Origin of the sequence: Microbacterium sp. NPDC056052, assembly GCF_042266785.1 — a bacterium.
GTDB lineage: Bacteria > Actinomycetota > Actinomycetes > Actinomycetales > Microbacteriaceae > Microbacterium.
This window is the reverse complement of record NZ_JBHJWV010000010.1, coordinates 40,361-62,027: the sequence shown is the minus strand read 5'-3', so window position 1 is coordinate 62,027 and position 21,667 is coordinate 40,361. Positions and strand designations below refer to the sequence as shown.

Here is a 21,667-nt window from a genome sequence, read left to right as displayed (position 1 = left end):
CCCGCCCTCCCACAAGGGGCCGCCGCCCTTGCCGGCCGGGGGTGCAGTCTCGTCGCCCAGTTGGAGTCTCGCGGTCAGAGGGGGCGGGGTAGACTCCGTAGACCGTGAGCACGCCGAACCTCTCCGCCGAACAGGAAGAACTGTTCCGGCTGATCGAGGACACCCGCGAGCACGTGTTCATCACCGGCCGCGCCGGCACGGGCAAGTCGACGCTGCTGCAGCATTTCGCCTACAACACGCAGAAGCAGATCGCCGTCTGTGCGCCCACCGGCGTCGCGGCGCTGAATGTCGAGGGGCAGACGATCCACTCGCTGTTCCGGCTGCCGATCGGCCTCATCGCCGACGGCGAGATCGACCAGTCGGATGCGACCCGCAAGATCCTGAACGCGATCGACACGCTCGTGATCGACGAGGTGTCGATGGTCAACGCGGATCTGATGGACGCGATCGACCGGTCGCTGCGTCAGGCGCGAGGACGCAGGGCGGAGGCGTTCGGCGGCGTGCAGGTCGTGATGTTCGGGGATCCGTATCAGCTGGCGCCGGTTCCGCCTCGTGGTGACGAGCTGCGCTACATCCAGGACCACTACCGCTCGTTCTGGTTCTTCGACGCGAAGGTCTGGACCGGAGGCGAGGCGACCGACGGGCTGCTCGACATCGGCACGCACGGCGCGACGCTGCACGTGCGCGAGCTCGTGCACATCCACCGGCAGTCCGATGCCGGGTTCAAAGCCATGCTGAACGCCGTGCGCTACGGGCGGGTGACCGCCGAGATCGCCGGGGCGCTCAACGATGCGGGCGCGCGGACGCCACCGGATCCGGCGCCGGGCGAGATCCCGATCATCACCCTCGCCACGCGCAACGACATCGTGAACGGCATCAACGCCCGCCATCTCGCGGCCCTGCCCGGCAAGGTGCAGAAGGCGAAGGCGGACATCTCCGGCGATTTCGGCCGGGGCGAGGCGAACTATCCGGCCGACCAGGAGCTGCAGCTCAAGGAGGGCGCGCAGGTGATGTTCCTGCGCAACGACATCGCAGCGTCGCCGGATCCGCCGCGCTGGGTGAACGGCACGATCGGGACGGTCGTGCGCATCCTCGGCGACGCCGTGCGCGTGGAGATCGACGGCGAGGAGGTCGACGTCGAGCCGGCGGTCTGGGAGCGCTACCGCTACATCTACAACCCCGGCACGAAGACGCTCTCGCGCGAGGTGGTCGCCGAGTTCACCCAGTTCCCGCTGCGGCTGGCCTGGGCGGTCACGATCCACAAGTCCCAGGGCAAGACCTACGAGCGGGCGGTCGTGGATCTCGGATCCGGCGCGTTCGCCCCCGGTCAGACCTACGTCGCGCTGTCGCGGCTGACCTCGCTCGACGGACTGTATCTGTCCCGCCCGCTGCGCCCGCGCGACATCCGCGTCGACGAGGACGTGCGCCGCTTCATGCGGGCCGCCTGGGAGGCCCGTCAGGGCGATTCCACACCGCAGCTGCCGTAGCGTCACTGATGGATGGCGGGATCCGCGTCGTCGAAGGGGGCAGCCATGGCCGATCGTCCATGGGGGCGTGGTCGCGTGGTCGCCGCGGTCGTCATCGTGCTCGGCGTGCTGGTCGCACCGCTGCTGGTCTGGCCGCAGGCGGTCGGCGCGCAGCGCGTCTTCGGCGTCGCGCAGCTCATCGCCTTCCGCGCGCCGCTCGGGCTCGGGCTGCTGGTCATCGCGGCCGTGGTCGGGTCCGTCGTGCTGCTGCTGCGCCGACGCGCGGCACGGGTGCGGCGCACGCTCGGGGCGCTCGCGATCATCGTCGCGCTCGCCGCGGGCGGGAACCTCGTCGTGCTCCTGGGTCGCGGAGAGGCGCACACCGGCATCGCCGGCCTGCGTGGCGGCGATCTCACCGTGCTCGTCTGGAACACCCAGGGTGGCGCGACGTCGCCCGCCGAGGTCGCCGAGCTCGTGCTCTCCACCGGAGCCGACGTCGTCAGTCTGCCCGAGATGGATGATGATGCCGCGGCCGAGGTCGCGAGGCTGGCGGGCGCCGGGGGAATCCGGATGACGGCGGCCACGACCAGAGCCGTCGCGGAGACATCGACCCCGTCGTGGATCCCGACCTCGCTGCTCGTCGCCGATCGCCTGGGCGCGTACCGTCTCGATGCCTCCGCAGGCACGACCCGAGGGCTGCCGAGCGGCGTCTGGCGTCCGGCCGACGGCACGGGGCCGACGATCATCGCCGCCCACCCGGCCGCACCGCTGACCGACGGCATGGACGACTGGCGCGCCGGGCTGGACTGGGTGCGCGCCCAGTGTCGCTCGCCGCGCCAGGACCTGATCCTCGCCGGTGACCTCAACGCCACGGTCGACCACCTGGACCTCGGCGGATGTCGGGATGCGGCCGTCGAGGCCCGCGCGGCCGCCACGGGCACGTGGCCGTCCACGGTCCCGGCCTGGCTCGCTGCGCCGATCGATCACGTGCTCGTCGGTCCGGCGTGGGCTGTTCGCGAGGTGCGGGTGATCGACGCGACCGGCGGCACCGACCACCGCGCGCTCGTCGCGGTGCTGGAGTCGAGGGGCTGAGGTGATCGGCAGTCTCAGCCGCGAGCCGTGACGTGCATGGCGAGGATCTCGGCGATCTCGTGGAGGGAGAGGCGGCTCTGGGCGGTCCCGAGGACGAGGCCGAACGCGGTGTCGGTGTCCATGTCGATTCGGATGCCGTTGAGCTCGAGGAACGTCAGCGTGAGGATCCACGAGAACCGCTTGTTGCCGTCGTAGAGCGGATGGTTCTGCGCGAGAGAAGACATCAGCGCGGCGGCCTTCACCTCGATCTCGGGGTACGCCTCGACGCCGAACATCGAGCTCGCGGGACGGGAGAGGGCGGAGGACAGCAGCCCGATATCGCGGATCTTCAGGCCCAGTGCGTCGAGGACTCCCACGGCCTGCGGGAGCTCGACGTATCGGATCACGCGTCCTCGAGCTTCGTGATCAGCTCGGCGTAGCGTTCGGCGACGCCGAGCGCGATCGACACGGCCTCCGTGGTCGTGACCTCTTCGCGCACGAACCTGTCGGCCGCCTCGATGAGCAGCGCGTGCTTGGAAGTGTGCCGCTGTGCCGCGAGCTCGCTCAGCTGCGCGTCCAGCTCTGCGGGGATCCGCACCGTCATGGCCATACCATAATGGTATCATCGCCCGGTTGCCCCGTTCCTGGCACGGTTCGCCCGGTCCTGGATGGCGGTGCCGCCACAGCGAGGTGGTGCCTGCACCACACGCCGGGGCAGCGCCTGGTCGCGCCCTGTCCTACGGGGCCTGCCAGGCTGGATCGGGCAGCTCGACCGGGCTGGATCCTCCTCCCCAGGCACCCGATCCGAGGAGTTGTGCACAGTTCCGGAAATCCCATGTGATCGGGGGTTCGAATGTCGGTGGCACGGTGTTGGATCGAGGTATGACATCGACCACGGCGCACGCACTGGAGCAGCTCGACCAGCTGCTCCAAGGGGTGTGCGCGTCGGAGGAGATCGAGGCGCAGCTCGAGGCGCTGTCGGCGGCCGACCTGACCGACGTGCTGCAGTCGGCGGGGCGCGTGCGTCGCCGGCTCGACGCGATCATCACGACGGCCACCGGCACCGTGGACGAGCGCGATGGCCGCCCCGCGGATGGTCGTGTCTCGCCCCGTGCGGGCTGCAGGGATGCGACCGAGCTGCTGCGGCGCGCTCTGCGGGTCGACGTAGGCGCGGCGCGACGGTTCGTGCACGCGGCTCGGCTCATCCACCGCGACCGGGCGCTGTCGTCGGGAGAGCTTCTTCCGTCTGAGTTCGAAGAGCTCGGCGCGACGCTGCGGGACGGGGTCATGTCGGTGTCGGGGCTCCTTGCGGCGACGGCGCCGCTGGCGAAGAGCGGCAACCGGATCGGGGGCGAGGAACGGGCGGCGATCGATCGGCTGCTGGCCGACATGGCCCGTGGGCGGGATCTTCCCGACGCGCAGGGGCGGCCGGGCCCGGCGCCCACGACCGACGAATTGTCAGACTTCGCGACGGCACTCGCGCTCGCGGTGGATCCCGACGGCAAGGAACCCGATGACGCAACGGCGAACCGGCATCGAGGGTTCACGCTGGGGCGGCTGAGGGACGGCGTGGTGCCGGTGTCGGGTGGGCTGCTGCCCGAGGTCGCGGGTGCGGTGCAGCGTCTGATCGACGCGCTGAACAATCCGGCCGCATCCGATGCGCCGCCGTCGGCGGCGGGACGGGTGGCGTTCGCGCCCGAAGACGGGGCGGATCAGGGTTCGGGTGAGCTGCCGGATGCGCATGCGCAGCCGTATCCTCCTGACGACCGGACGCCGGCGCAGAAGCGGCACGATGCGTTCGCGATGATCGTGAACGTCGCCGCCGCCTCGGAGGGGTTTCCCGCGCTGGGCGGCGCTGCGCCGACCCTCGTCGTCTCGGTGACTGCCGAGGACTACGCGCGCGGCGTGGGGCGGTCGTACATCGAGGGTACGGAATGGGATACGTCGATCGGGGTGGCCCGCCACACCGCCTGCGCGGGCGGGGTTCAGCGGGTGCTGTTCGATGACCGCGGGCAGATCGTGTCCATCGGCACGACCGCCCGACTTTTCAACGCTGTGCAGCGTCAGGCGATCGTGCTCCGCGATCGGGAATGCGTGATCCCAGGCTGCCGGATCCCGGCGACATGGTGCGAGATCCACCATGTCCGCGAATGGGCGCAGGGCGGAACGACGCACACGAGCAACGGCGTCGCGCTCTGCTGGCATCACCATCGCACGCTGGAGTCGTCGGGGTGGCGGATTCGCATGAGGGGCGGGGTCCCCGAGATCCGCGGACCGCACTGGTGGGACCCCCACGGCGGGTGGCATCGACCGCGATCTCGCGGAGGGACCCCGCATGACCGTCGCCGGATCATCGCGGGCGCCGTCGCGCCCCCGGAAGCGGCGGGTGGGATCTCCACCCGTGCCCTCGGGGATCTCCACCCTTCCTCCCGCGGATCTCCACCCCCGGGTGGTGCCGGCGGATCCGGGCTCCGAGGAGCATCGAGGACATGAACCTCTCGCTCCTCTCCAATGTCCTGCTGATCCTCCTGGCCGTCGGCGTGATCGCCGTCCGGCAGATGACCTGGCGCCCGGTGCTCGGAGCCCGCGACTGGATGCTGCCCGCGATCATCGCGGTGATCGGAGTGGTGCTGCCGCTGCAGACGCTGAGCGGGCAGGTGATCGGGGTGATGGACGTGGTCGCCCTCGTGGTCGAGCTCGTCGTGGCTTTCGCGCTCGGCACGGCCATGGGGGCGATGGCGCACATCCGCCGCATCGCCCGTCCCGCCGGCCACCAGCCCGCCGGAGGGCTCTCCGACCGGGCCGCGGCGCAGGCGGCCGCCGAGTTCGAGACTCGCACCGGACCGTGGGGGCTCGCGCTCTGGATCGTGCTCATCGGCGTCCGGGTCGGCCTCATGTTCGGCTTCGAGCAGCTGGGCTCGCACATCGGTGTCGCAACCGGACTCATCCTCATCGTGCTCGCCGCGAACCGTGCGGCACGGGTGCTCGTGCTGCACCGCCGGGTGGACGCGCTGCGCCGCACGAGCGCGCAGAGCGGATCCGCGCGCATCATTGTTTCGTGAGCCGAATCCTGCTGCGCATCCAGCCGATGACGGGCTGGAGTGCCGTCGTCAACACAGCGGGCCTGCTCGCGGTCGGCTGGGTGCTGTGGCGCGTCGCGCCGGAGACCGCGCCGTGGGTGGTCTGGCTGTTCGGCGCCGGTCTCGCCGCGTGGGCCGTGCGCATGGTGCTCGCGGTGCGGATCGCCGCGGTCGGCGGGGACCCGGCGCCGCAGCCCGGCCCGGAAGCCGCGCCGGCCGATCGACCTGCCGCGGGACGTCACAGGGCACAGGCCCGGGCGGCCGCCATCCTGCTGGCAGTGATGGGACTCGCCGGTTCGCTCACGGCGGTCCCGACCCAGGGGCTCGGCACGGCCCTTCTCGTCGCGGCGGTGATCATGCTCACGGGAGACCCCGCGGTGCCGCCGGGTCTCTGGATCGCTGCGGCGATCCTGGCCGCGCTGGGCGTCGCGGCCGGGGCGCTGCTCACCGCGGCGGGATTCGCCGGTTCGCTCACCCCGTCGGCGCTCGGCCTGATCACCATTCTCGCGGCGCTCGCGCTCGCCGTGGTCGTGGGCCTCGGACGCCGGGCGCAGCGCGTGCTGCTCGCGGAGCGGGAGCGCGCGAGCGCCGAGACGCTGCGGGCGCAGGCCGCGGCCCACCGCATCGCGATCGCGCGCGACCTGCACGACGTGCTGGCGCACAGCCTGGGCGGCCTCGTGGTGCAGCTGGACGCGGTCGAGGCCCTGCTCGATGTGGGGGACACCGAGAGGGCGGCCGCGCGGGTGGCGGCGGCGCGCGGGCTCGCGGTCGAGGGGCTGGGCGAGGCTCGAGAGGCGGTGCGGGCGTTGCGCGAGCCGGAGCCGGAGCCGGAGACCGGATCCGGCTCTGCCGATCCGGTCGCGCCGTCCGTCGTGGAGACGCGGATCCGCGCGCTGATCGCCGCGGAGCAGGGCGTCCGGCTCGACGTCCACGGCGTCTCGCGCCCGGTGTCCGGTGTGCTCGCCGAGGCGCTGGTGCGCGCGGTGCAGGAGGGAGTCAGCAACGCGCGAAAGCATGCGCCGGGTGCATCAGTGCGGGTCGGGCTCGTCTGGCATCCTGACCGGGTGGAATGCACGATCGAGAATCCGGTGATGCCGGCGCAGGACCGTGTGCTCGCCGCGACCGGAGGCGGCTACGGGCTGCGCGGCGTGCGCGAGCGCTTCGCCGTGCTCGGCGGAACGGTGCAGGCGGGCGTGGCAGCCGGCCTCGAGAACACCGCCGGGAACACCGCCGGGAACGCCGGCGACCGTTTCGTGCTGCGGGCGGAGGCGCCGGCATGACCGCGCGGATCCGCATCGTGCTCGCCGACGACCAGGCGATCATCCGCGACGGGCTGGAGACGGTGCTGAACCTCGTCGAGGACTTCGAGGTCGTCGGCACCGCCGCCGACGGGGCCGAGGCCGTCGCGCTCATCGCCGCCGAGCGCCCCGACGTCGCCCTCATGGACCTGCGGATGCCGGTGCTGGACGGCGCGTCCGCGACCCGGCGGGTCTCCGTCGAGACGCCGGGAACCGCCGTGCTGGTGCTCACGACGTTCGCCGACGACGCCGACATCGTCGCCGCGCTGCGCGCGGGCGCGCGGGGGTATCTCACCAAGGACGCGGGACGCGCGGAGCTCGCGACCGCGATCCGCGCCGTCGCCGCCGGGCAGTCCACGTTCTCCGCGCCGGTGCGCGACGTGCTGCTGGGACGGATCGGCGCCCCGGATCAGGCGCCGAACGCGGCCGGGCTCGACGCGGCAGCATCGCCGGCCACGGAGTCCGCGGCGACCGCCGCCACAGAGCCGGATGCGGATCCTGCCTCGGCGGAGGCTCTCGCTGTGCGCTTCCCCGCGCTCACCGCCCGTGAGCGCGAGGTCTACGCCCTCATCCTGCAGGGGCGCTCGAACGGCGAGATCGCCCAGACGCTCTATGTCGGGGTCGCCACCGTGAAGACGCACGTCAACGCGCTCTTCGCGAAGCTCGGTGTTCGCGACCGCGCGCAGGCGATCTCGAAGGGGTTGGGACGCGCCTGAGGCGTGCCGTGCGCGCGGATCGGCACATCACGATCTTCACCCGATATCAGGGATCATCCTCAGGGATGACGGCGCCCTGAGAAGGGCCGCTTACAATCGTGAGGAATGTCAGGGGGGCGAATGCGTCGGATCACAGGGCGTCGGGTGGGGGCGCTGGTCGCCGGTGTCGTCGCGGCGACAGTGGCGTTGAGCGGCTGCTCGGGCAGCGCGGAGACCCCTTCGTACAGCCCGAAGCCGCAGGTGCAGGGCGAGCTGCCGTCCGAGATGACGGACCAGATCAAGGCGGCGGTCACGCGCGCGATGGCGGCGAGCGGCTCGAGCGGCGCGATCGTCGGCGTGTGGGCTCCGTGGGGTGGCTCCTACGTCACCGGCCTCGGCACGGTGTCGGTCGAGGACAAGACGCCGGTGAGTGCAGACATGTCGTTCCGCATCGGCGACGTCACCCGGCTGATGACGTGCGACGTGCTCTACGCGCTGGCAGACCGGGACAAGGTCAAGCTCGACGCGTCGATCACCGAGTACGTCTCCGGCGTGCCGGATCTGCAGGATGTCACCCTCCTCGACCTGTGCAACGGCACGGGCGGGATCGGGTCGTCTCAGGCGACGGCGATGCCGATGATGCTGAACAACCCCGATCGTGAGTGGGATCCCAAAGAGCTCGCGTCGTACGGTCTCGCGCAGAACCGCACCCCTCCGCACACCGGCTACCGCGATTCCGACGTGGGATATCTGCTGCTCGGTCAGGCGCTCGAGCGCGCGTCGGGCCAGACCGCCGCCCAGCTGATCCGGCAGTACGTGACCGCCCCGCTGGGGCTGAACTCGACGTCGCTGCCCGGACCCGCCGCCGCGGCGCCCACCCCGGCGCCCGCCCTGAACGGGTCGTACCTGGCCCAGGTCGACGGCGCCTATCAGTGCGCGAAGCCCACCGACATCACCGTGAGCTCGTCGAGCAACGGCTACACCGACTCGGGCGTGGTCTCCACGATCACCGATCTCGGCCGCTATGTGCAGGCCGAGGCCGCGCAGGCCCTGCGACTGAAGAAGACGCCGAAGCGCTTCGGCACGCCGCTCCCGGTCGCCGACGGCGCCGCGAGCTGGTACCAGGCCACGGGCGGGGCGAGGCTGGTCGGCTCCATGATCGGCCAGCACGGCGGCACACCCGGCTACCTGACGGCGGCGTACGCGGATCCGGCGACCGGATTCACCATCGCCGTGGTGCTGAACGACTCCACGGCCGGCGACGCCTTCATCGGCGATCTCGCATTCGAGCTCGCGGCGATCGCCTCCAAGGCGCCCGCGGGCAAGGGGCGGACCGCACCGGAGTTCGCGTTGCCGTTCACCTCGGACGACTACGCTAAGGCGGTCGACGGCGCGGCCATCTGCCCGCTGCCGCAGGGCTGACCGGCCCGCTCGACGCCTCCCCGCGCTTCGGCGGACCCTCAGCCGAAGCACGCGCACGACCCGAGGAGCAGCCATGGCCATCGTCGACAACGGCATCTATGTGGACGGCGTCCGCACCGACACCCCGCACACGCTGTATGAGACGTTCGAGCTCATGCACGCCCGCGAGGGCATGGGCTGGATCGGGCTGTACCGACCCAGCGAAGAGGAGGTGCGCCAGGTCGCCGCGGAGTTCGGGCTGCACGAGCTCGCGGTCGAGGATGCGCTGACCGGACATCAGCGCTCCAAGCTCGAGCGCTACGGGGAAACCCTCTTCATCGTCCTGCGCCCCGCCCGCTATCTCGACGTCGCGGAGGAGGTCGAGTTCGGCGAGCTGCACGTGTTCGTGGGCCCCAACTTCGTCGTCACCATCCGGCACGCCGAGACGCCGAGCCTGAGCCGGGTGCGCGGCCGGATGGAGCACGACCCGGAGCTGCTCGCCCGGGGGCCCGAGGCCGTGCTCTACGCGATCCTCGACGAGCTCGTCGACGAGTACTCACCCGTGCTCGCGGGCCTCGAGAACGACATCGACGAGATCGAGGCGCAGCTGTTCCTCGAGGAATCCGACGTGACCCAGCGCATCTACGAGCTCTCCAGCGAGGTGATCGACTTCCAGAAGGCGACCCAGCCGCTGCAGCCGATGCTGGAGAACCTGCTGCGCGGATCCGCGAAGTACGCCGTCGACCTGGAGCTGCAGCGCTACCTGCGCGACGTGCTCGACCACATCCTGACCCTGTCCGAGCGGGTCTCGACCTTCCGCGCGAACCTCGACAACGCGCTCACCGTGGAGGCGACCATCGTCGCCCGGCGCCAGAACGAGGAGATGCGCCGGATGACCGAGGAGAGCATCCGCCAGGGCGAGGAGGTCAAGAAGATCTCCAGCTGGGCGGCCATCTTCTTCGCGCCGACGATCGTGGCGGGCATCTACGGCATGAACTTCGAAGAGATGCCGGAGCTGAAATGGGCCGCCGGCTATCCGATGGCGATCGGTCTCATGGTCGGCGGAGCGTTCGTGCTGTACCTGGTGTTCCGCAAGCGCGGCTGGCTGTAGGAGGCGTCAGCGCCCGAAGCCCGTCAGCGCGATCACCGCGAGGGCGGTGACGGTGACCAGGATCCACAGGATCGCGCCGAGCACGAGCGGACGCCAGCCGGCGCGCTGCAGCGCGGCGACGTCGGTGGACAGGCCGATCCCCGCCATCGCCGTCGCGATGAGGAATCCGCTGGCGTGCACCATGGCCTCGCGGGGACCTGGCGGGATCACCCCGAGGGATCCGATCACCGCGACGACGAGGAATCCGACGAGGAACCAGGGCACGAGCCCGACCGCACCGCGCAGCGTCATCCGCCGCCCGTCTGCGGAACGGCGCGATTCGATCACCGAGAGCCCGATCGAGATCGGGATGATCATGAGGGTGCGCACGAGCTTCACGACCACCGCGTAGCCGAGCGCCGCCGCGCCGAAGACCCCGGCCGCGGCGACGACCGAGCTCGTGTCGTTGACGGCGGTGCCGGCGAGAAGGCCGAAGGTGTGCGGATCCATGCCCAGGGCATGGCCGAGCAGCGGGAAGAGCACGACGGCGAGGATGTTGAAGACGAAGATCGTCGACACCGCGTACGAGACCTCGGCGCTCAGCGCGCCGATCACGGGCGAGACCGCCGCGATCGCGGAGGCGCCGCAGATGCCCGTGCCGACGCCGATCAGGGTGCGCAGGCGCTGCGGCACCCGCAGCGCCCGGCCGATGATCGCCGTGCCGACCAGACACACGGTGAGGGTCGACACCACCACCGGCAGCGACTCCGCCCCCACGCGCAGGATCGCGTCGAGCGAGAGCTGTGCGCCGAGGAGCACCACCGCGACCTGAAGCAGGAACTTCCCCGAGTACTCCACCCCGGGCTGGAAGCGCGCGCCGGGGCGGCGGATCACGGCGGCCGCCACGCCGATCACGATCGCCGGCAAGGCGGATCCGAGTACGGGCACCGCCGCGCCGATCAGGGTCGCGACGACGGCGATCGGCACGGTGAGCGCCAGCCCCGGCAGCACGTCCGCGCCTCGCAGGGCGAGGCGGAGCGGGAAAGAGCGGACCGGGCGGAACATCATGGATCCAGGCTCGTCCGCCCTCGGCGTCCGCGGTATCCCGCGGCGCTCGATAGGGGTACAGTCGTGGACTGTGGCTACTGCGGTGACGGAGGGATCGATGCCGGACATCGGATCGCTCGAGCTCCTGGTCGCGGTCGTTCGCACCGGCTCGATCTCCGGCGCGGCGCGGGAGACCGGCGTGACCCAGCAGTCGGCATCCACGAGGCTGCGCGCGGTCGAGCGCCAGCTCGGGTTGTCGCTGTTCCACCGCGCCCCCTCGGGAACGCGGCCCACGCTCGAGGGCGAGGTCGTCGCCTCCTGGGCGGACGACGTGCTGGCGGCGGTGGGACGATTCCGCGCGGCGACCCGCACGCTGCGCGGCGAGAGCACGGCACGGCTCACGATCGCCGCGAGCCAGACGGTGTCGGCACGGCTGCTGCCGCATTGGCTGGTCGCACTGCGCCGATGCCAGATCGAGGCAGGGCGCACGCCGACCGCGGTGCAGCTGCTCTCGGGCAACAGCACGGACGCCGAGGCCCTGGTGCGCGACGGGCGGGCCGATCTCGCGTTCATCGAGTCGTCGGAGGTGCCCACGGATCTCGGCGCCACGACCGTGGACCACGACGAGCTCGTGCTCGTCGTGGCCCCCGAGCGGACGTGGGGCCAGGACGAGCCCGTGCCCTTCGCCGAGGCTGCGGACGAGGCGCTCGTCGCGCGCGAGCAGGGCAGCGGAACCAGGCGCGCCTGGGAGGACGAGGTGCGCCGGAGGCTCGGCAGGGATGCGGCGGAACCCGCGGTCGTGCTGCCGACCTCGGCGGCGGTGCGCTCGGCGGTCGCCGGCGGACTGGGCGCGGCGGTGATGTCCCGCCGCGAAGCGGCGGACGACATCCGGCTCGGCCGGCTGCGCGCGGTGCGGACGACCGGAGAACCGGTGATCCGTCCGATCACGGCCCTCTGGCGCGGCGGTTCCCGGGATCTGTCCGCGGCGGGTCGTGAACTGATCGAGGTCGCGGTGCAGATGGCGCAGGAGCAGGCGGCGAGACGCGGCCGGCCGGCGCGATAGTCTCACCTGGTCACTCCCGGAAGGAAAAGGATGCCCTCGCTCCTGCTCTTCGGCCTGGTCGCCGTGCTGCTGTGGTCGCTGGTCTCGCATCGCTTCGAGCGCTGGGGCGTGGCAGGGCCGGCGATGCTGCTGGTGCTCGGCGCCGCCGTGACCGTCTGGAACCTCGACGCCTACGATGCGGCGATCGACGCGCCGATCACGGAGAAGATCGTCGAGATCATCCTGTCCATCCTGCTGTTCGCCGACGCCACCGAGGTGCGTGGAGGGATCTTCGGCGGCGAAGGCAAAGTCACCGCCCGCCTCGTGTTGATCGCCCTGCCACTGTCGCTCCTGTTCACGGCGATCGCCAGCGCCTGGCTCATGCCGGAGTCGTTCGCGGTGATCGGCGTGATCGCCTGCGTGATCATGCCGACGGACTTCGCACCGGCCACGCGGTTGCTGCGGTCCCGGCTGCTGCCGGAACGGATCCGCGCGATCCTCAATGTGGAGAGCGGCTACAACGACGGGCTGGTCTCTCCGATCTTCGGCATGGCGCTTCCGATCGCGATCGTGTTCGCGCCGCTCATGCGCCAGTACTTCGAGACCGGATCCGACACGTTCACCATCGACGACAAGGAACTCGGCCCCAACGGAGACAAGTTCGTCGAGGCGTTCTTCAACGCCGTGCCCGCGACGCTCGTGGCGGTCGCGATCGGCGTGGTGCTGGGCGGACTCATCGGCATGGCGCTGCGCATCGCCCGGGATCGCGGGCTCGCGGACGAGGGCGGTGCGCGGTTCATCATGGTCCTGCTGCCGCTCATCGCCTACGGGATCGCGACGATCCCGGTGATCGAGGCCAATGGCTTCGTGGCGGCCTTCGTGGCGGGCCTCATGTATCGCGTCACCCGCACGCGCGGCATGCAGGAGCGCGTGGTCCCGCACTCGGAGATGCTCCTCGCGGAAGAGGTCGGCACCCTTGCAGCGAACTTCGTCTGGTTCATGCTCGGCGGTGCGGCGCTTCTCGCGTTCACGGTGGCCTTCGACTGGCGGATCGCGCTGCTCGCGCTGCTCGCGCTCACCGTGCTGCGCCTCGGACCGGTGTATCTCTCGCTCATGCGCAGTTCGGTATCCCGTGCCGACCGCGTCAAGATCGGCCTGCTCGGGCCGCGGGGGACCGCCACGATCGTCTTCGGTCTGCTGGCGTACAACGCCCTGCCCGATGACGTGGGCCAGATCGTGCTGGTGGTGATGGTCACGACCGTGGTCGGCAGCATCGTGCTGCACGGCATCGCCGCGCCCTTCGCGCTGCGTGCGCTCGAGAAGCGGCGGGTGCCCCAGATCTGAGCCGCGGTCTCCGGGGTCCGTCCGGGATTCGCGACCGGACCCCGGACGGACCCCGGCGTCAGTGGTCTTCGCCGCGGCCGGTGATGGTCTGCACGAGCGCGAGGTACTCCTTCGGCGTGGCGTGCGGGAGGTAGGCCTCGCCGATCGCGAGTCCGATGTTCGCGAGCTGGGCGGGGTCTGCGTAGGCCATGTAGATGGTCTCGTAGCGCGGGTTGAACTTGCTCTTGAACCGGAACAGCGAGGTGAACCCGTAGGCCGGTTCCAGCATCCGGCCGAGCCACTCCAGCAGCCGGCTCATGACCGTCGGGTTCCCGGGATCCTCGCCGGGCTTGGTCGCGAGCGGGGCACCGGAAAGGCTCATGACCTGGGCGCCCTGTTCCTTCATGTGCAGGGCGGCGGAGGCGATGATGAACTCCATGATGCCGGGCATGGATCCGTCGCCGCGGCGCATGAAGTCGATGGTCCAGCCAGTGACCTTGCCGTCGGTCCAGCTCGGCAGCCAGCTGGTCGTGGCCTCGATCTTGTCGTCCTTGTTGATCGCGAGGAAGATCCCGACGTCGGGGTCTTTGAGCTCCTCCATGCCGCCGAGCGTGAAGCCCATCTCGGGGAGCTTCTTGTTCGCGACCCATTCCTCGCTCACGGCCTCGATCTCGGCCGTGTACTGCGCGGGCAGCTCGTGCCAGGTGGACCAGAGGGTGGTGATGCCCTCGCGTTCGCCGCGGTTCAGGGGCTGGCGGATCTTCTGCCAGGCCTTGCCCGTGAGCTCGAATCCGGCCAGGTCGATCACGGTCTCCTCGCCCACGGACATGTGCTGCCATCCGAAGGATTGGAAGACCGGCAGGAAGCGCTCGTGGAAGCTGTAGAAGCAGGCCGACCAGCCCTGGGTCTCGCAGTGGTGCACGAACGCCTCGATCGTCTCCCGTTCGGCGCCTTCTGCGCAGACCGGATCCGACATCGTCAGGGCGACGCCCCTGATCACTCGGTACGCGACCGCTCCCCGGCCGTCGGGCGTGAACCAGTAGCTGTTGCCCGGCCAGGTCCCCATGAACCCGAGGGTCCCGCCGCCGCCGGCCCGCAGCAGCTCCCGGAACCGCGCCTCCTCCGCAGCATGGCGCTGAAGCCGCGTCGCCCGGTAGAGCTGGATGGTCGCGAACACGAACACGGCCCAGAACACGACGCCGGCCCACTGGTAGACGAACAGCGCGGCCCCGTCGATGGGGATGGCGTCCTCCGTCACCGGGGCAAGGAACCCTGCGGGGACGAACGGCCGCAGCACGTCGGCCAGCAGAGCGCCGATCGTCGGCGGTCCTGCCAGGTAGTCGTCACCGTCTACGAGCCCCGTCACGACATAGGCCGCGGCGAACACCGCGAACGCCGCCACGACGATGATCGCGAAGCGGACGGCGGCACGACGCGGAGCTGCCACCTGGAAGCGGCGCCGGGTGATGAGCAGGAGCACGACGATGGCCAGCGGCACGCAGGTCGCGAGCACGATGGCGATCATGAATTCGGGGCCCACGACGTCGCGCACACCTGCGTCCAGCAGGTCGGCGAAGCCGAGCACGGTGCCGGTCAGCACCGCGACCGCGAGGTTCGAGACGATCGCGAGGATCCAAGCCGCCCGTCGCCCGGTGCGCAGCCCCCATGCGGCGAGGAGGGCGAGCAGCAGCGGCACGAGGCTGATCAGGAACGGGCCGGGCCCGCCCGTCAGCATGGCGTCGGCCTGCGTGATGCACTCCGCGGTGAAGTCCTGTGCGCACTCGGATGGGAGTTCGCCCATCGTGTCGGGGGCGAAGCCGGAGACGACAAGGCCCAGGGGGGAGTCCAGGGCATCAGAGATGAGCACGATGAGCGGCCCCAGCCCGACCGCGGCCACGATCGCGGCGACGAGCGTGCGAACTTCGCGGTACGAGCTGCGGTGCCAGGACCCGCGCGGGGTGTCGCGCGCCAGCAGGACACCGGCGAGCAGACCGAGCGCCGCGGCGATGAGCCGGAAGACGCTGTTGCTGTCGGCGGCGTAGAGGGCGAACATCAGGAGCAGCGTGAAGCCGATGACGCGGATCCGGCGGCGCCACAGCGCGGGCGCCAGGGCCGTCGCCGCCATGATCGCGCCGATCGCGCCGATCGACGGATCCGTGACGAGGTCGACGCTCTTCAGCAGCCCCCACTCCGCGCCCCAGGCCGCGGTGAGCGTCTGCAGGCCGAGCCCGAGCAGTATCGCGACGACGCCGGTAACGGCGAACACACCCATGGCGCGCCAGGTCCCGAGCCGCCGCTCGGCGTACGCGCCCACCGTGAGCACGAGCGCGAGGATGAGGATCCCGGCGATCAGCGAGTCCGGGATGAGCAGCGCGGTGAGCGGGGTCCACCAGTAGCGGAGGTCTCCCGTGGTCACGATCCCCGCGGCGAGCTGATCCGGGAAGCGTCCCCAGAACGTGCCGAAACCGAGTCCGGTGCCGAGCACGATCAGGGCGAGTACGACGCTGAACGGGTTCGCGCGGAGGTAGGCCGCGAACGCGCCGTTCTTCTGCGACGAGGGGGGCGTGCCCGGCGTGGCGGTGGCTGTGCGGGCGGACGGGGCGGCATCGGATGCGGTCATGCGCTGCTTTCTCTGCGAGGGGCGTGGTCGCGGGAACGGAAGGGCGGAGTCACGGGGCGGAGAGCCCGAGGCGTTTGTACAGCAGCTCCATCGCGAACGGGATGCCGCCTGTGAGGGCGTCCTGCACGTGGCCCGCGCCAGGGACCGGGTAGTAGTGCGTGTCGAAGCCGGCCTTCTCGGCCAGCTCCACGTTCTTCTTCACTCCGGGGATGAAACCGGGATCCTTGTCTCCGACCGTGAAGACCGCGAGGTGGTTGGCGAAGGCGCCGGGATGAGCAGCGATTCCGGCGGCCGGCTTGTTCTGGTCGAACTTCGTGAGGTCTCCTTCGAAGACCTTGGCGATGCTGTCGCGGGACTCCTCGACGCCTGGATAGGCGTCAGGAGAGATCGCGATCACGTTGGTCCAGATGTCGGGGTGATGAGCGGCCCACGTGAACGCGCAGGCGCCGCCGTTCGAGTAGCCCATGATGGTCCAGGCCGAGTGATCCGAGGTGACGTTGAGCTTCTTCTCCGCGTAGGCGGGGATGTCGGTGTTGAAGTAGGTCGAGACGCTGCCGTAGGCCTTGGAGTCCACGCACATCGGATCCCCGCCGGACGTGCCGAGTTGGTCGGCGACGATGACGATCGGCGCGAGGCCCTTGTTCTTCTTCGCCATCTCATCGAGCACGGGTGTGATGAACGTCGCCTCCGGGTTGCCGGGATAGCCCATCATCAGGACTACGAGGGGTAGCCGCGGCGGGTGGTCGGTACGAGCTGCCGGCGGAAGGTAGATCGTCGCGGGGCGGGGCTTGAAGCCGCCCGTGGACGGGATGGCGTTGTCTCCGCTCAGCAGCGCCGTCGTCCCTGTCCCCGGCATGTCGGCAGGGGGCGTCCAGGACTGATAGAGCGGGCCGCTTGTGGTCTGGGTCGGCGCGGGCTTGGGCAGCTTGTCGATCCGGTCCTCCGTCGAGATTCCGAACATCGACCCCACGGTCCGGTTGATCCCGAACGCGGCGTTGACGCCGAGGGTCGTGGACAGCAGCGCGAGGATCACCACCAGCACCGCGACGATCTTGCGCCACGCCCGGCGCTCCCACAGCGACACGATCCCGATCAGCGTCCCCGCGAAGCCGGCCGGCACCCAGAACCTGCACGCGAACGGCAGCTGTCCGCCGAAGGCGTTCGTCGCATTCGCCCAGAGCACCAGGGCGACGCCGCCGCCGATCCCGACCGCGAGGGCGATCACGACGCGCCACAGCCAGGCCGGGGTCGGGCGGCGGATCAGCAGCACGATGGCGCCGGCGATGGTCAGGCCCCAGATCGTCAGCGGGAGCGGCCCGTCGATGACGCCGAGCTTCAAGAACCAGGTCATCGAAGGCTCCTTGTCCGGGGACCGGCATATCGGGGGCGGGGCACGAGCGACTATAGTCCTCAGCGTTCGTGCGCCCCGGCGCCGCTCTACGTGATGAGGAGACTCCATGGACCAGTCCGAACGGCTCGAGGCCGCCATCGCGCTCGCGCAGCATCGCGGCTTCGTGTTCCCCTCGGGGGACATCTACGGCGGCACACGCTCGGCATGGGACTACGGCCCCTACGGGGTTGCCCTTAAGGAGAACATCAAGCGCCAGTGGTGGAAGACGTTCGTGCAGCGCCGTGGGGACATGGTCGGCCTGGACTCGGCGATCATCCTCCCGACGTCGGTGTGGGAGGCCTCCGGGCACCTCAAGGTGTTCAGCGATCCGCTCACCGAATCCCTCGCGACCCACAAGCGCTACCGCGCCGATCACCTGTTCGAGGCCTACGAGGAGAAGCACGGGCACCCGCCTGTCAACGGACTCGCCGACATCCCGGATCCGGAGCACCCGGACAAGGTCGGGCAGTGGACCGAGATCAAGATGTTCTCCGGCATGGTCAAGACCTATCTCGGCGTCGTCGACGACGAATCGGGCCTGCACTACATGCGCCCGGAGACCGCGCAGGGCATCTTCACGAACTTCAAGGCGGTGCAGCAGAGCATGCGCCGCAAGCCTCCGTTCGGCATCGGCCAGATCGGGAAGTCGTTCCGCAATGAGATCACTCCCGGGAACTTCATCTTCCGCACCCGCGAGTTCGAGCAGATGGAGATCGAGTTCTTCGTCGAGCCGGGCACGGACGAGCAGTGGCAGGAGACCTGGATGGAACTCTGCTGGAACTGGTTCACAGGCCTCGGCGTCGACCCGGAGAACATCCGCTGGTACGAGCACCCGGCGGAGAAGCTCGCGCACTACTCCAAGCGCACCGTCGACATCGAGTACCGGTTCGGATTCTCCGGGTCCGAGTGGGGCGAGCTCATGGGCGTCGCCAACCGCACCGACTACGACCTCGGCGTGCATCACGAGAAGTCGGGCAAGGATCTGTCGTACTTCGATCCGGCGACCAATGAGAAGTACATCCCCTACGTGATCGAGCCGTCGTTCGGACTGACCCGTGCGCTGATGGCCTTCCTCGTCGACGCGTACCACGTCGAGGAGACCACCACGGCCGACGGCAAGATCGACAGCCGCACCGTGCTGAAGCTCGACCCTCGTCTCGCGCCCTTCAAGGTCGCCGTGCTCCCGCTGTCGCGCAATGAGCGCTTGGTGCCCACGGCGAAGGAGGTCGCCGACCTGCTCCGCGAGCACTGGGAGGTCGACTACGACGACGCCCAGGCGATCGGCCGCCGCTACCGACGTCAGGACGAGGTCGGTACTCCCTACTGCGTGACCGTCGACTTCGATTCCCTCGAAGACAAGGCGGTCACCGTGCGCGACCGCGACACGATGCAGCAGGTGCGCATCCCGATCGACCAGCTGGTCTCGCACTTCGCGGGGCTGCTCGTCGGGGTCTGAGCCGGCGCATGCGCCGCAGGGCGCGCCCGCGGATCGCCGGGGTCGTGGCGGGCATCGTGCTCGCCACGGCCCTCGGCGGGTGCGCGTCCGCACCCGCGCCGCCGGTGACGCCCGCTCCGAGCAGCACCGCGGGGAAGCTCCTGGTGGCGGTCGGCAACTCCTTCGTCGGCGGATCCGCGATGGACTCGGGCACCGCTCGGCGCTGGCCGGGGCTGGTCGCGACGCGGCTCGGCATGAGGCTGGACGTGATCTCCGCCGGGTCGTCGGGATATGCGGATCCGGGGGACGCCGGGCTCACCTATCGCGACCTCGTGCGCGAGATCCCCTCCGACGCGGACGTGGTGGTCATCATGGGCAGCGACGACGACGCCCCGTATCCGCGGGATGAGATCGAGCGCGAGGCACGGGTCGCCCTCGGCGAGGCTGTCGTGCGCGCCCCCCGCGCGCAGATCATCGTGACGAGCACGCCCTGGGTCGAGGAGGATCCGGACGCCGGGATCGAGAACACGCGGGATGCGGTACGGGCCGCCGCGTCCGAGCTCGGCCTGGAGTACATCGACGGGCTGGGGATCTGGCTCGTCACGGGGCCTCCGGGGCAGATCGGCGTCGACGGGCTGCACCCGACCGACGTCGGCCACGCCCGGCTCGCCGATGCCCTGGCAGGGCCGATCCGTGCGGCGGCGGAGCACGCGGAGGGCTGAGGCGCGGGTCGCCCGGAAGCCGGGCCTCCCCGGGCTCAGACCACGAGCCGGGGCAGGTGCCAGTCGAAGATCACGGCCAGCATGCGCAGCAGGAACGCGACCGCGAAGCCGGCGACCAGGGCGAGCGCCCGCGCCCTGGTCCAGCGCAGCAGGATCCCTGTGGTGAGCGCTCCGGCCAGCGCGGCCGCGCCGTAGACGCTCTGCGACAGCACGAACGGCACGCGGTTCAGGATGATGTCCCGCACGAGCCCGCCGCCGGTGGCCGTCATCGTGCCGAGGGCCGCGACCACCCACAGGTTGGCGCCGCGTGCCGCGGCCTTCTCCGCCCCGCCGACGGCGAACAGCGCCAGACCCACGGCATCGGCGGCGGCGAGCGCAAGAGGCGGGATCTCGTCGATCGCGGTGAGCACTCCGAACGTGACGAGCGAGGCCCCGAGCGCGACGATGATCCGGATCCGCGAGGAGAACGCGGCCGGGGGAAGATCCCCGAGCAGCACGTCGCGCAGAATGCCGCCGGCGAGCGCCACGATGAAGCCCACGACCAGCACGCCCAGCAGATCGAGCCCGGCGTGGGCGGCCGCCGCGGCTCCTTCGACGGCGAACAGGCCCGTCGCCACGATGTCGACGATGTCGAAGAGGCGGGCACTGACGGCGGGGCGATGCGCCCCGGTGGGCGGGGGAGCGGTGATCTTCACGAGGACAGCTAAGCGCTTCGGGGCCGGATCCGCGCGATGTGCGGGCCCGCCCCGGCATCGCCGGGGAAGAAGAAAAGCCCCCCGGCGATGCCGGGGGGCTGTTCGGTGGAGCGAGTGGCAGGAATTGAACACTGCATCTTCGACCGGGAAGGTCAACATTCTGACGTTGAACTACACTCGCGTGCGTCCCCTTGCGGCGACTTCGAAAACCATAGCACCACGGTGTTCCGCGGTGCCTGCGGTCTACGGTGAAACCCGTAGACCGCAGGCAGCCGCCTGATCGAGCCCGTCCGGGACCGCGATGCGCCCGCCCCAGGGGCCCGCATTCCCGGTACGGGCAAGCACGTAGCGGGGGCATCTCCCGAACGCTGACTTTCCGCCCCCTCACGGACCGTGGCGGGTCCTCGCGACGGCGCTCTCCTAGGGTGTGCGGCATGAGGGAGCACACGGTACAGGGGGGCGACGCATGGGGGCGCCGGGCGTTCCTGGGGGCGTCCGGCCTGGCGCTGGGGTCGCTGCTGACGGCGTGCGGGGTGACGCCGGAGGCGGTGCGTCCTGCAGACGTCGCGCCGACCTCGCCGGCATCCCGACCGTCGCCGACGTCGACGCCGACCCCCACTCCCACGCCGACCCCGGTGCCGGTGGTCGCCAAGGTCCCGGCGCCGCACGAGGCGTTCACCGGCCTGCCCGGCGAGGGGAACCTGCTCGCCTGGACCGTCGACGACGGCACCGATGCAGCGGTCGTGCGCGCCTATGCGCAGTTCGCGCAGGAGACCGGCACCCGGCTGACCCTGTTCGCCACTGCGTCGTACTCCTCCTGGGCCGAGAACGTCGACGTGCTGGCGCCGCTGGTGGCATCCGGGCAGGTGCAGATCGGCAATCACACCTGGTCGCACCCGGATCTCACCTCGCTGACGGATCAGGGCATCGTCGATGAGCTGCAGCGCACGCACGACCGGATCGGCGAGCTGTTCGGTGTCGACGCCCGTCCGTTCTACCGCCCGCCTTTCGGCTTCCACGACCGTCGCGTGCGCGCCGCCGCCGCGTCGATCGGATACACCGCGCCGACGCTCTGGTACGGCTCGCTCGCCGATTCCGGCCTGATCCCGGCCGAGGAGATCGTGCGCCTCGGGCACGAGTGGCTGCTTCCGCAGCACATCGTGATCGGGCACCTCAACCATTCGCCTGTGACGACCGTCTTCCCGCAGCTCACCCGGATCATCGCGGAGCGCGGGCTCGTCACGGTCACGCTGAACGACGTGTTCACGAGCGAACACCACCCCTGACCGCCC

At 70.5% G+C, this 21,667-nt stretch carries 19 protein-coding genes and 1 tRNA gene; 13 read left to right on the top strand and 7 right to left on the bottom strand.

What is annotated here, in order from left to right; genetic code table 11:
* Positions 1-104: 104 nt before the first annotated feature.
* Together ACFC1J_RS17560 and ACFC1J_RS17555 are read left to right on the top strand one after the other, a co-directional pair.
* A complete protein-coding gene (locus ACFC1J_RS17560) occupies positions 105-1,487 on the top strand; it encodes an ATP-dependent RecD-like DNA helicase (protein ID WP_375909035.1) in 1,383 nt (460 codons plus the stop codon).
* A gap of 45 nt (positions 1,488-1,532) precedes the next feature.
* A complete protein-coding gene (locus ACFC1J_RS17555) occupies positions 1,533-2,558 on the top strand; it encodes an endonuclease/exonuclease/phosphatase family protein (RefSeq protein WP_375909032.1) in 1,026 nt (341 codons plus the stop codon).
* A gap of 14 nt (positions 2,559-2,572) precedes the next feature.
* Here ACFC1J_RS17555 and ACFC1J_RS17550 read toward each other — a convergent pair whose 3' ends face one another.
* Both ACFC1J_RS17550 and ACFC1J_RS17545 read right to left on the bottom strand, forming a co-directional pair.
* Entirely contained in the window at positions 2,573-2,944 is a 372-nt protein-coding gene (locus ACFC1J_RS17550; RefSeq protein WP_375909029.1) for a type II toxin-antitoxin system death-on-curing family toxin, read from the bottom strand.
* Complete coding sequence (locus ACFC1J_RS17545; protein WP_375909026.1) at positions 2,941-3,147, bottom strand: ribbon-helix-helix protein, CopG family; 207 nt, start codon at positions 3,145-3,147, stop codon at positions 2,941-2,943. Before ACFC1J_RS17545 ends, ACFC1J_RS17550 begins: the two co-directional genes overlap by 4 nt.
* A 272-nt stretch (positions 3,148-3,419) precedes the next feature.
* Between ACFC1J_RS17545 and ACFC1J_RS17540 the strand changes: the two genes are divergently transcribed.
* The 6 genes from ACFC1J_RS17540 to corA all read left to right on the top strand — a co-directional run bounded on the left by ACFC1J_RS17540 (position 3,420) and on the right by corA (position 10,122).
* On the top strand, positions 3,420-5,030 hold the full coding sequence (locus tag ACFC1J_RS17540; RefSeq protein ID WP_375909023.1) for a DUF222 domain-containing protein: 1,611 nt from the start codon (positions 3,420-3,422) through the stop codon (positions 5,028-5,030).
* On the top strand, positions 5,027-5,599 hold the full coding sequence (locus ACFC1J_RS17535; RefSeq protein ID WP_375909020.1) for a hypothetical protein: 573 nt from the start codon (positions 5,027-5,029) through the stop codon (positions 5,597-5,599). The genes ACFC1J_RS17540 and ACFC1J_RS17535 overlap by 4 nt, the downstream gene beginning before the upstream one ends.
* Positions 5,596-6,897 carry a sensor histidine kinase gene (locus tag ACFC1J_RS17530; RefSeq protein ID WP_375909017.1) on the top strand — a complete coding sequence of 434 codons (1,302 nt, stop codon included), beginning with the start codon at positions 5,596-5,598 and terminating at the stop codon, positions 6,895-6,897. The genes ACFC1J_RS17535 and ACFC1J_RS17530 overlap by 4 nt, the downstream gene beginning before the upstream one ends.
* Positions 6,894-7,631, top strand: coding sequence for a response regulator (locus tag ACFC1J_RS17525; protein ID WP_375909015.1), 738 nt, complete (start codon positions 6,894-6,896; stop codon positions 7,629-7,631). Before ACFC1J_RS17530 ends, ACFC1J_RS17525 begins: the two co-directional genes overlap by 4 nt.
* Positions 7,632-7,751: 120 nt before the next feature.
* Positions 7,752-9,032 carry a serine hydrolase domain-containing protein gene (locus ACFC1J_RS17520; protein WP_375909013.1) on the top strand — a complete coding sequence of 427 codons (1,281 nt, stop codon included), beginning with the start codon at positions 7,752-7,754 and terminating at the stop codon, positions 9,030-9,032.
* A 73-nt stretch (positions 9,033-9,105) separates the two neighbouring features.
* Entirely contained in the window at positions 9,106-10,122 is a 1,017-nt protein-coding gene (gene corA / locus ACFC1J_RS17515; protein ID WP_375909010.1) for a magnesium/cobalt transporter CorA, read from the top strand.
* Between the two features lie 6 nt (positions 10,123-10,128).
* Here corA and ACFC1J_RS17510 read toward each other — a convergent pair whose 3' ends face one another.
* On the bottom strand, positions 10,129-11,169 hold the full coding sequence (locus ACFC1J_RS17510) for a YeiH family protein (protein WP_375909007.1): 1,041 nt from the start codon (positions 11,167-11,169) through the stop codon (positions 10,129-10,131).
* Positions 11,170-11,266: 97 nt separating this feature from the next.
* On the opposite strand from ACFC1J_RS17510, the gene ACFC1J_RS17505 reads away from it, so the two are divergent.
* Together ACFC1J_RS17505 and ACFC1J_RS17500 are read left to right on the top strand one after the other, a co-directional pair.
* On the top strand, positions 11,267-12,211 hold the full coding sequence (locus tag ACFC1J_RS17505) for a LysR family transcriptional regulator (RefSeq protein WP_375909004.1): 945 nt from the start codon (positions 11,267-11,269) through the stop codon (positions 12,209-12,211).
* A 30-nt stretch (positions 12,212-12,241) separates the two neighbouring features.
* Positions 12,242-13,534 (top strand): sodium:proton antiporter, encoded by a 1,293-nt coding sequence (locus ACFC1J_RS17500; RefSeq protein WP_375909001.1) that lies wholly within the window; start codon positions 12,242-12,244, stop codon positions 13,532-13,534.
* Between the two features lie 58 nt (positions 13,535-13,592).
* On the opposite strand, the gene ACFC1J_RS17495 is transcribed toward ACFC1J_RS17500, so the two are convergent.
* Both ACFC1J_RS17495 and ACFC1J_RS17490 read right to left on the bottom strand, forming a co-directional pair.
* A complete protein-coding gene (locus tag ACFC1J_RS17495) occupies positions 13,593-16,133 on the bottom strand; it encodes a bifunctional lysylphosphatidylglycerol flippase/synthetase MprF (protein ID WP_375908998.1) in 2,541 nt (846 codons plus the stop codon).
* Positions 16,134-16,182: 49 nt separating this feature from the next.
* Positions 16,183-17,484 (bottom strand): alpha/beta hydrolase, encoded by a 1,302-nt coding sequence (locus tag ACFC1J_RS17490; protein ID WP_375908995.1) that lies wholly within the window; start codon positions 17,482-17,484, stop codon positions 16,183-16,185.
* 106 nt (positions 17,485-17,590) lie between these two features.
* Between ACFC1J_RS17490 and ACFC1J_RS17485 the strand changes: the two genes are divergently transcribed.
* Both ACFC1J_RS17485 and ACFC1J_RS17480 read left to right on the top strand, forming a co-directional pair.
* A complete protein-coding gene (locus ACFC1J_RS17485; protein ID WP_375908992.1) occupies positions 17,591-18,979 on the top strand; it encodes a glycine--tRNA ligase in 1,389 nt (462 codons plus the stop codon).
* A gap of 8 nt (positions 18,980-18,987) precedes the next feature.
* The gene (locus ACFC1J_RS17480; RefSeq protein WP_375908989.1) at positions 18,988-19,680 is read left to right on the top strand and encodes an SGNH/GDSL hydrolase family protein; all 693 of its coding nucleotides are present in this window, start codon (positions 18,988-18,990) and stop codon (positions 19,678-19,680) included.
* Between the two features lie 35 nt (positions 19,681-19,715).
* On the opposite strand, the gene ACFC1J_RS17475 is transcribed toward ACFC1J_RS17480, so the two are convergent.
* On the bottom strand, positions 19,716-20,375 hold the full coding sequence (locus ACFC1J_RS17475; protein ID WP_375908986.1) for a trimeric intracellular cation channel family protein: 660 nt from the start codon (positions 20,373-20,375) through the stop codon (positions 19,716-19,718).
* 106 nt (positions 20,376-20,481) lie between these two features.
* Positions 20,482-20,556, bottom strand: a tRNA-Gly gene (locus ACFC1J_RS17470).
* A 253-nt stretch (positions 20,557-20,809) separates the two neighbouring features.
* Between ACFC1J_RS17470 and ACFC1J_RS17465 the strand changes: the two genes are divergently transcribed.
* Positions 20,810-21,661, top strand: a complete 852-nt coding sequence (locus ACFC1J_RS17465) for a polysaccharide deacetylase family protein (RefSeq protein ID WP_375908983.1) — start codon at positions 20,810-20,812, stop codon at positions 21,659-21,661.
* The last annotated feature ends 6 nt before the right edge of the window (positions 21,662-21,667 follow it).

What these genes read in the sequence shown, in the direction of transcription:
- ACFC1J_RS17465 (WP_375908983.1), top strand. Translation starts at nt 20,810, where the DNA reads ATGAGGGAGCACACGGTACAGGGGGGCGACGCATGGGGGCGCCGGGCG.
- ACFC1J_RS17485 (WP_375908992.1), top strand. Translation starts at nt 17,591, where the DNA reads ATGGACCAGTCCGAACGGCTCGAGGCCGCCATCGCGCTCGCGCAGCAT.
- ACFC1J_RS17545 (WP_375909026.1), bottom strand. Translation starts at nt 3,147, where the DNA reads ATGGCCATGACGGTGCGGATCCCCGCAGAGCTGGACGCGCAGCTGAGC.
- ACFC1J_RS17520 (WP_375909013.1), top strand. Translation starts at nt 7,752, where the DNA reads ATGCGTCGGATCACAGGGCGTCGGGTGGGGGCGCTGGTCGCCGGTGTC.
- ACFC1J_RS17540 (WP_375909023.1), top strand. Translation starts at nt 3,420, where the DNA reads ATGACATCGACCACGGCGCACGCACTGGAGCAGCTCGACCAGCTGCTC.
- ACFC1J_RS17510 (WP_375909007.1), bottom strand. Translation starts at nt 11,169, where the DNA reads ATGATGTTCCGCCCGGTCCGCTCTTTCCCGCTCCGCCTCGCCCTGCGA.
- ACFC1J_RS17555 (WP_375909032.1), top strand. Translation starts at nt 1,533, where the DNA reads ATGGCCGATCGTCCATGGGGGCGTGGTCGCGTGGTCGCCGCGGTCGTC.
- ACFC1J_RS17525 (WP_375909015.1), top strand. Translation starts at nt 6,894, where the DNA reads ATGACCGCGCGGATCCGCATCGTGCTCGCCGACGACCAGGCGATCATC.
- ACFC1J_RS17480 (WP_375908989.1), top strand. Translation starts at nt 18,988, where the DNA reads ATGCGCCGCAGGGCGCGCCCGCGGATCGCCGGGGTCGTGGCGGGCATC.
- corA (WP_375909010.1), top strand. Translation starts at nt 9,106, where the DNA reads ATGGCCATCGTCGACAACGGCATCTATGTGGACGGCGTCCGCACCGAC.
- ACFC1J_RS17535 (WP_375909020.1), top strand. Translation starts at nt 5,027, where the DNA reads ATGAACCTCTCGCTCCTCTCCAATGTCCTGCTGATCCTCCTGGCCGTC.
- ACFC1J_RS17495 (WP_375908998.1), bottom strand. Translation starts at nt 16,133, where the DNA reads ATGACCGCATCCGATGCCGCCCCGTCCGCCCGCACAGCCACCGCCACG.
- ACFC1J_RS17505 (WP_375909004.1), top strand. Translation starts at nt 11,267, where the DNA reads ATGCCGGACATCGGATCGCTCGAGCTCCTGGTCGCGGTCGTTCGCACC.
- ACFC1J_RS17490 (WP_375908995.1), bottom strand. Translation starts at nt 17,484, where the DNA reads ATGACCTGGTTCTTGAAGCTCGGCGTCATCGACGGGCCGCTCCCGCTG.
- ACFC1J_RS17500 (WP_375909001.1), top strand. Translation starts at nt 12,242, where the DNA reads ATGCCCTCGCTCCTGCTCTTCGGCCTGGTCGCCGTGCTGCTGTGGTCG.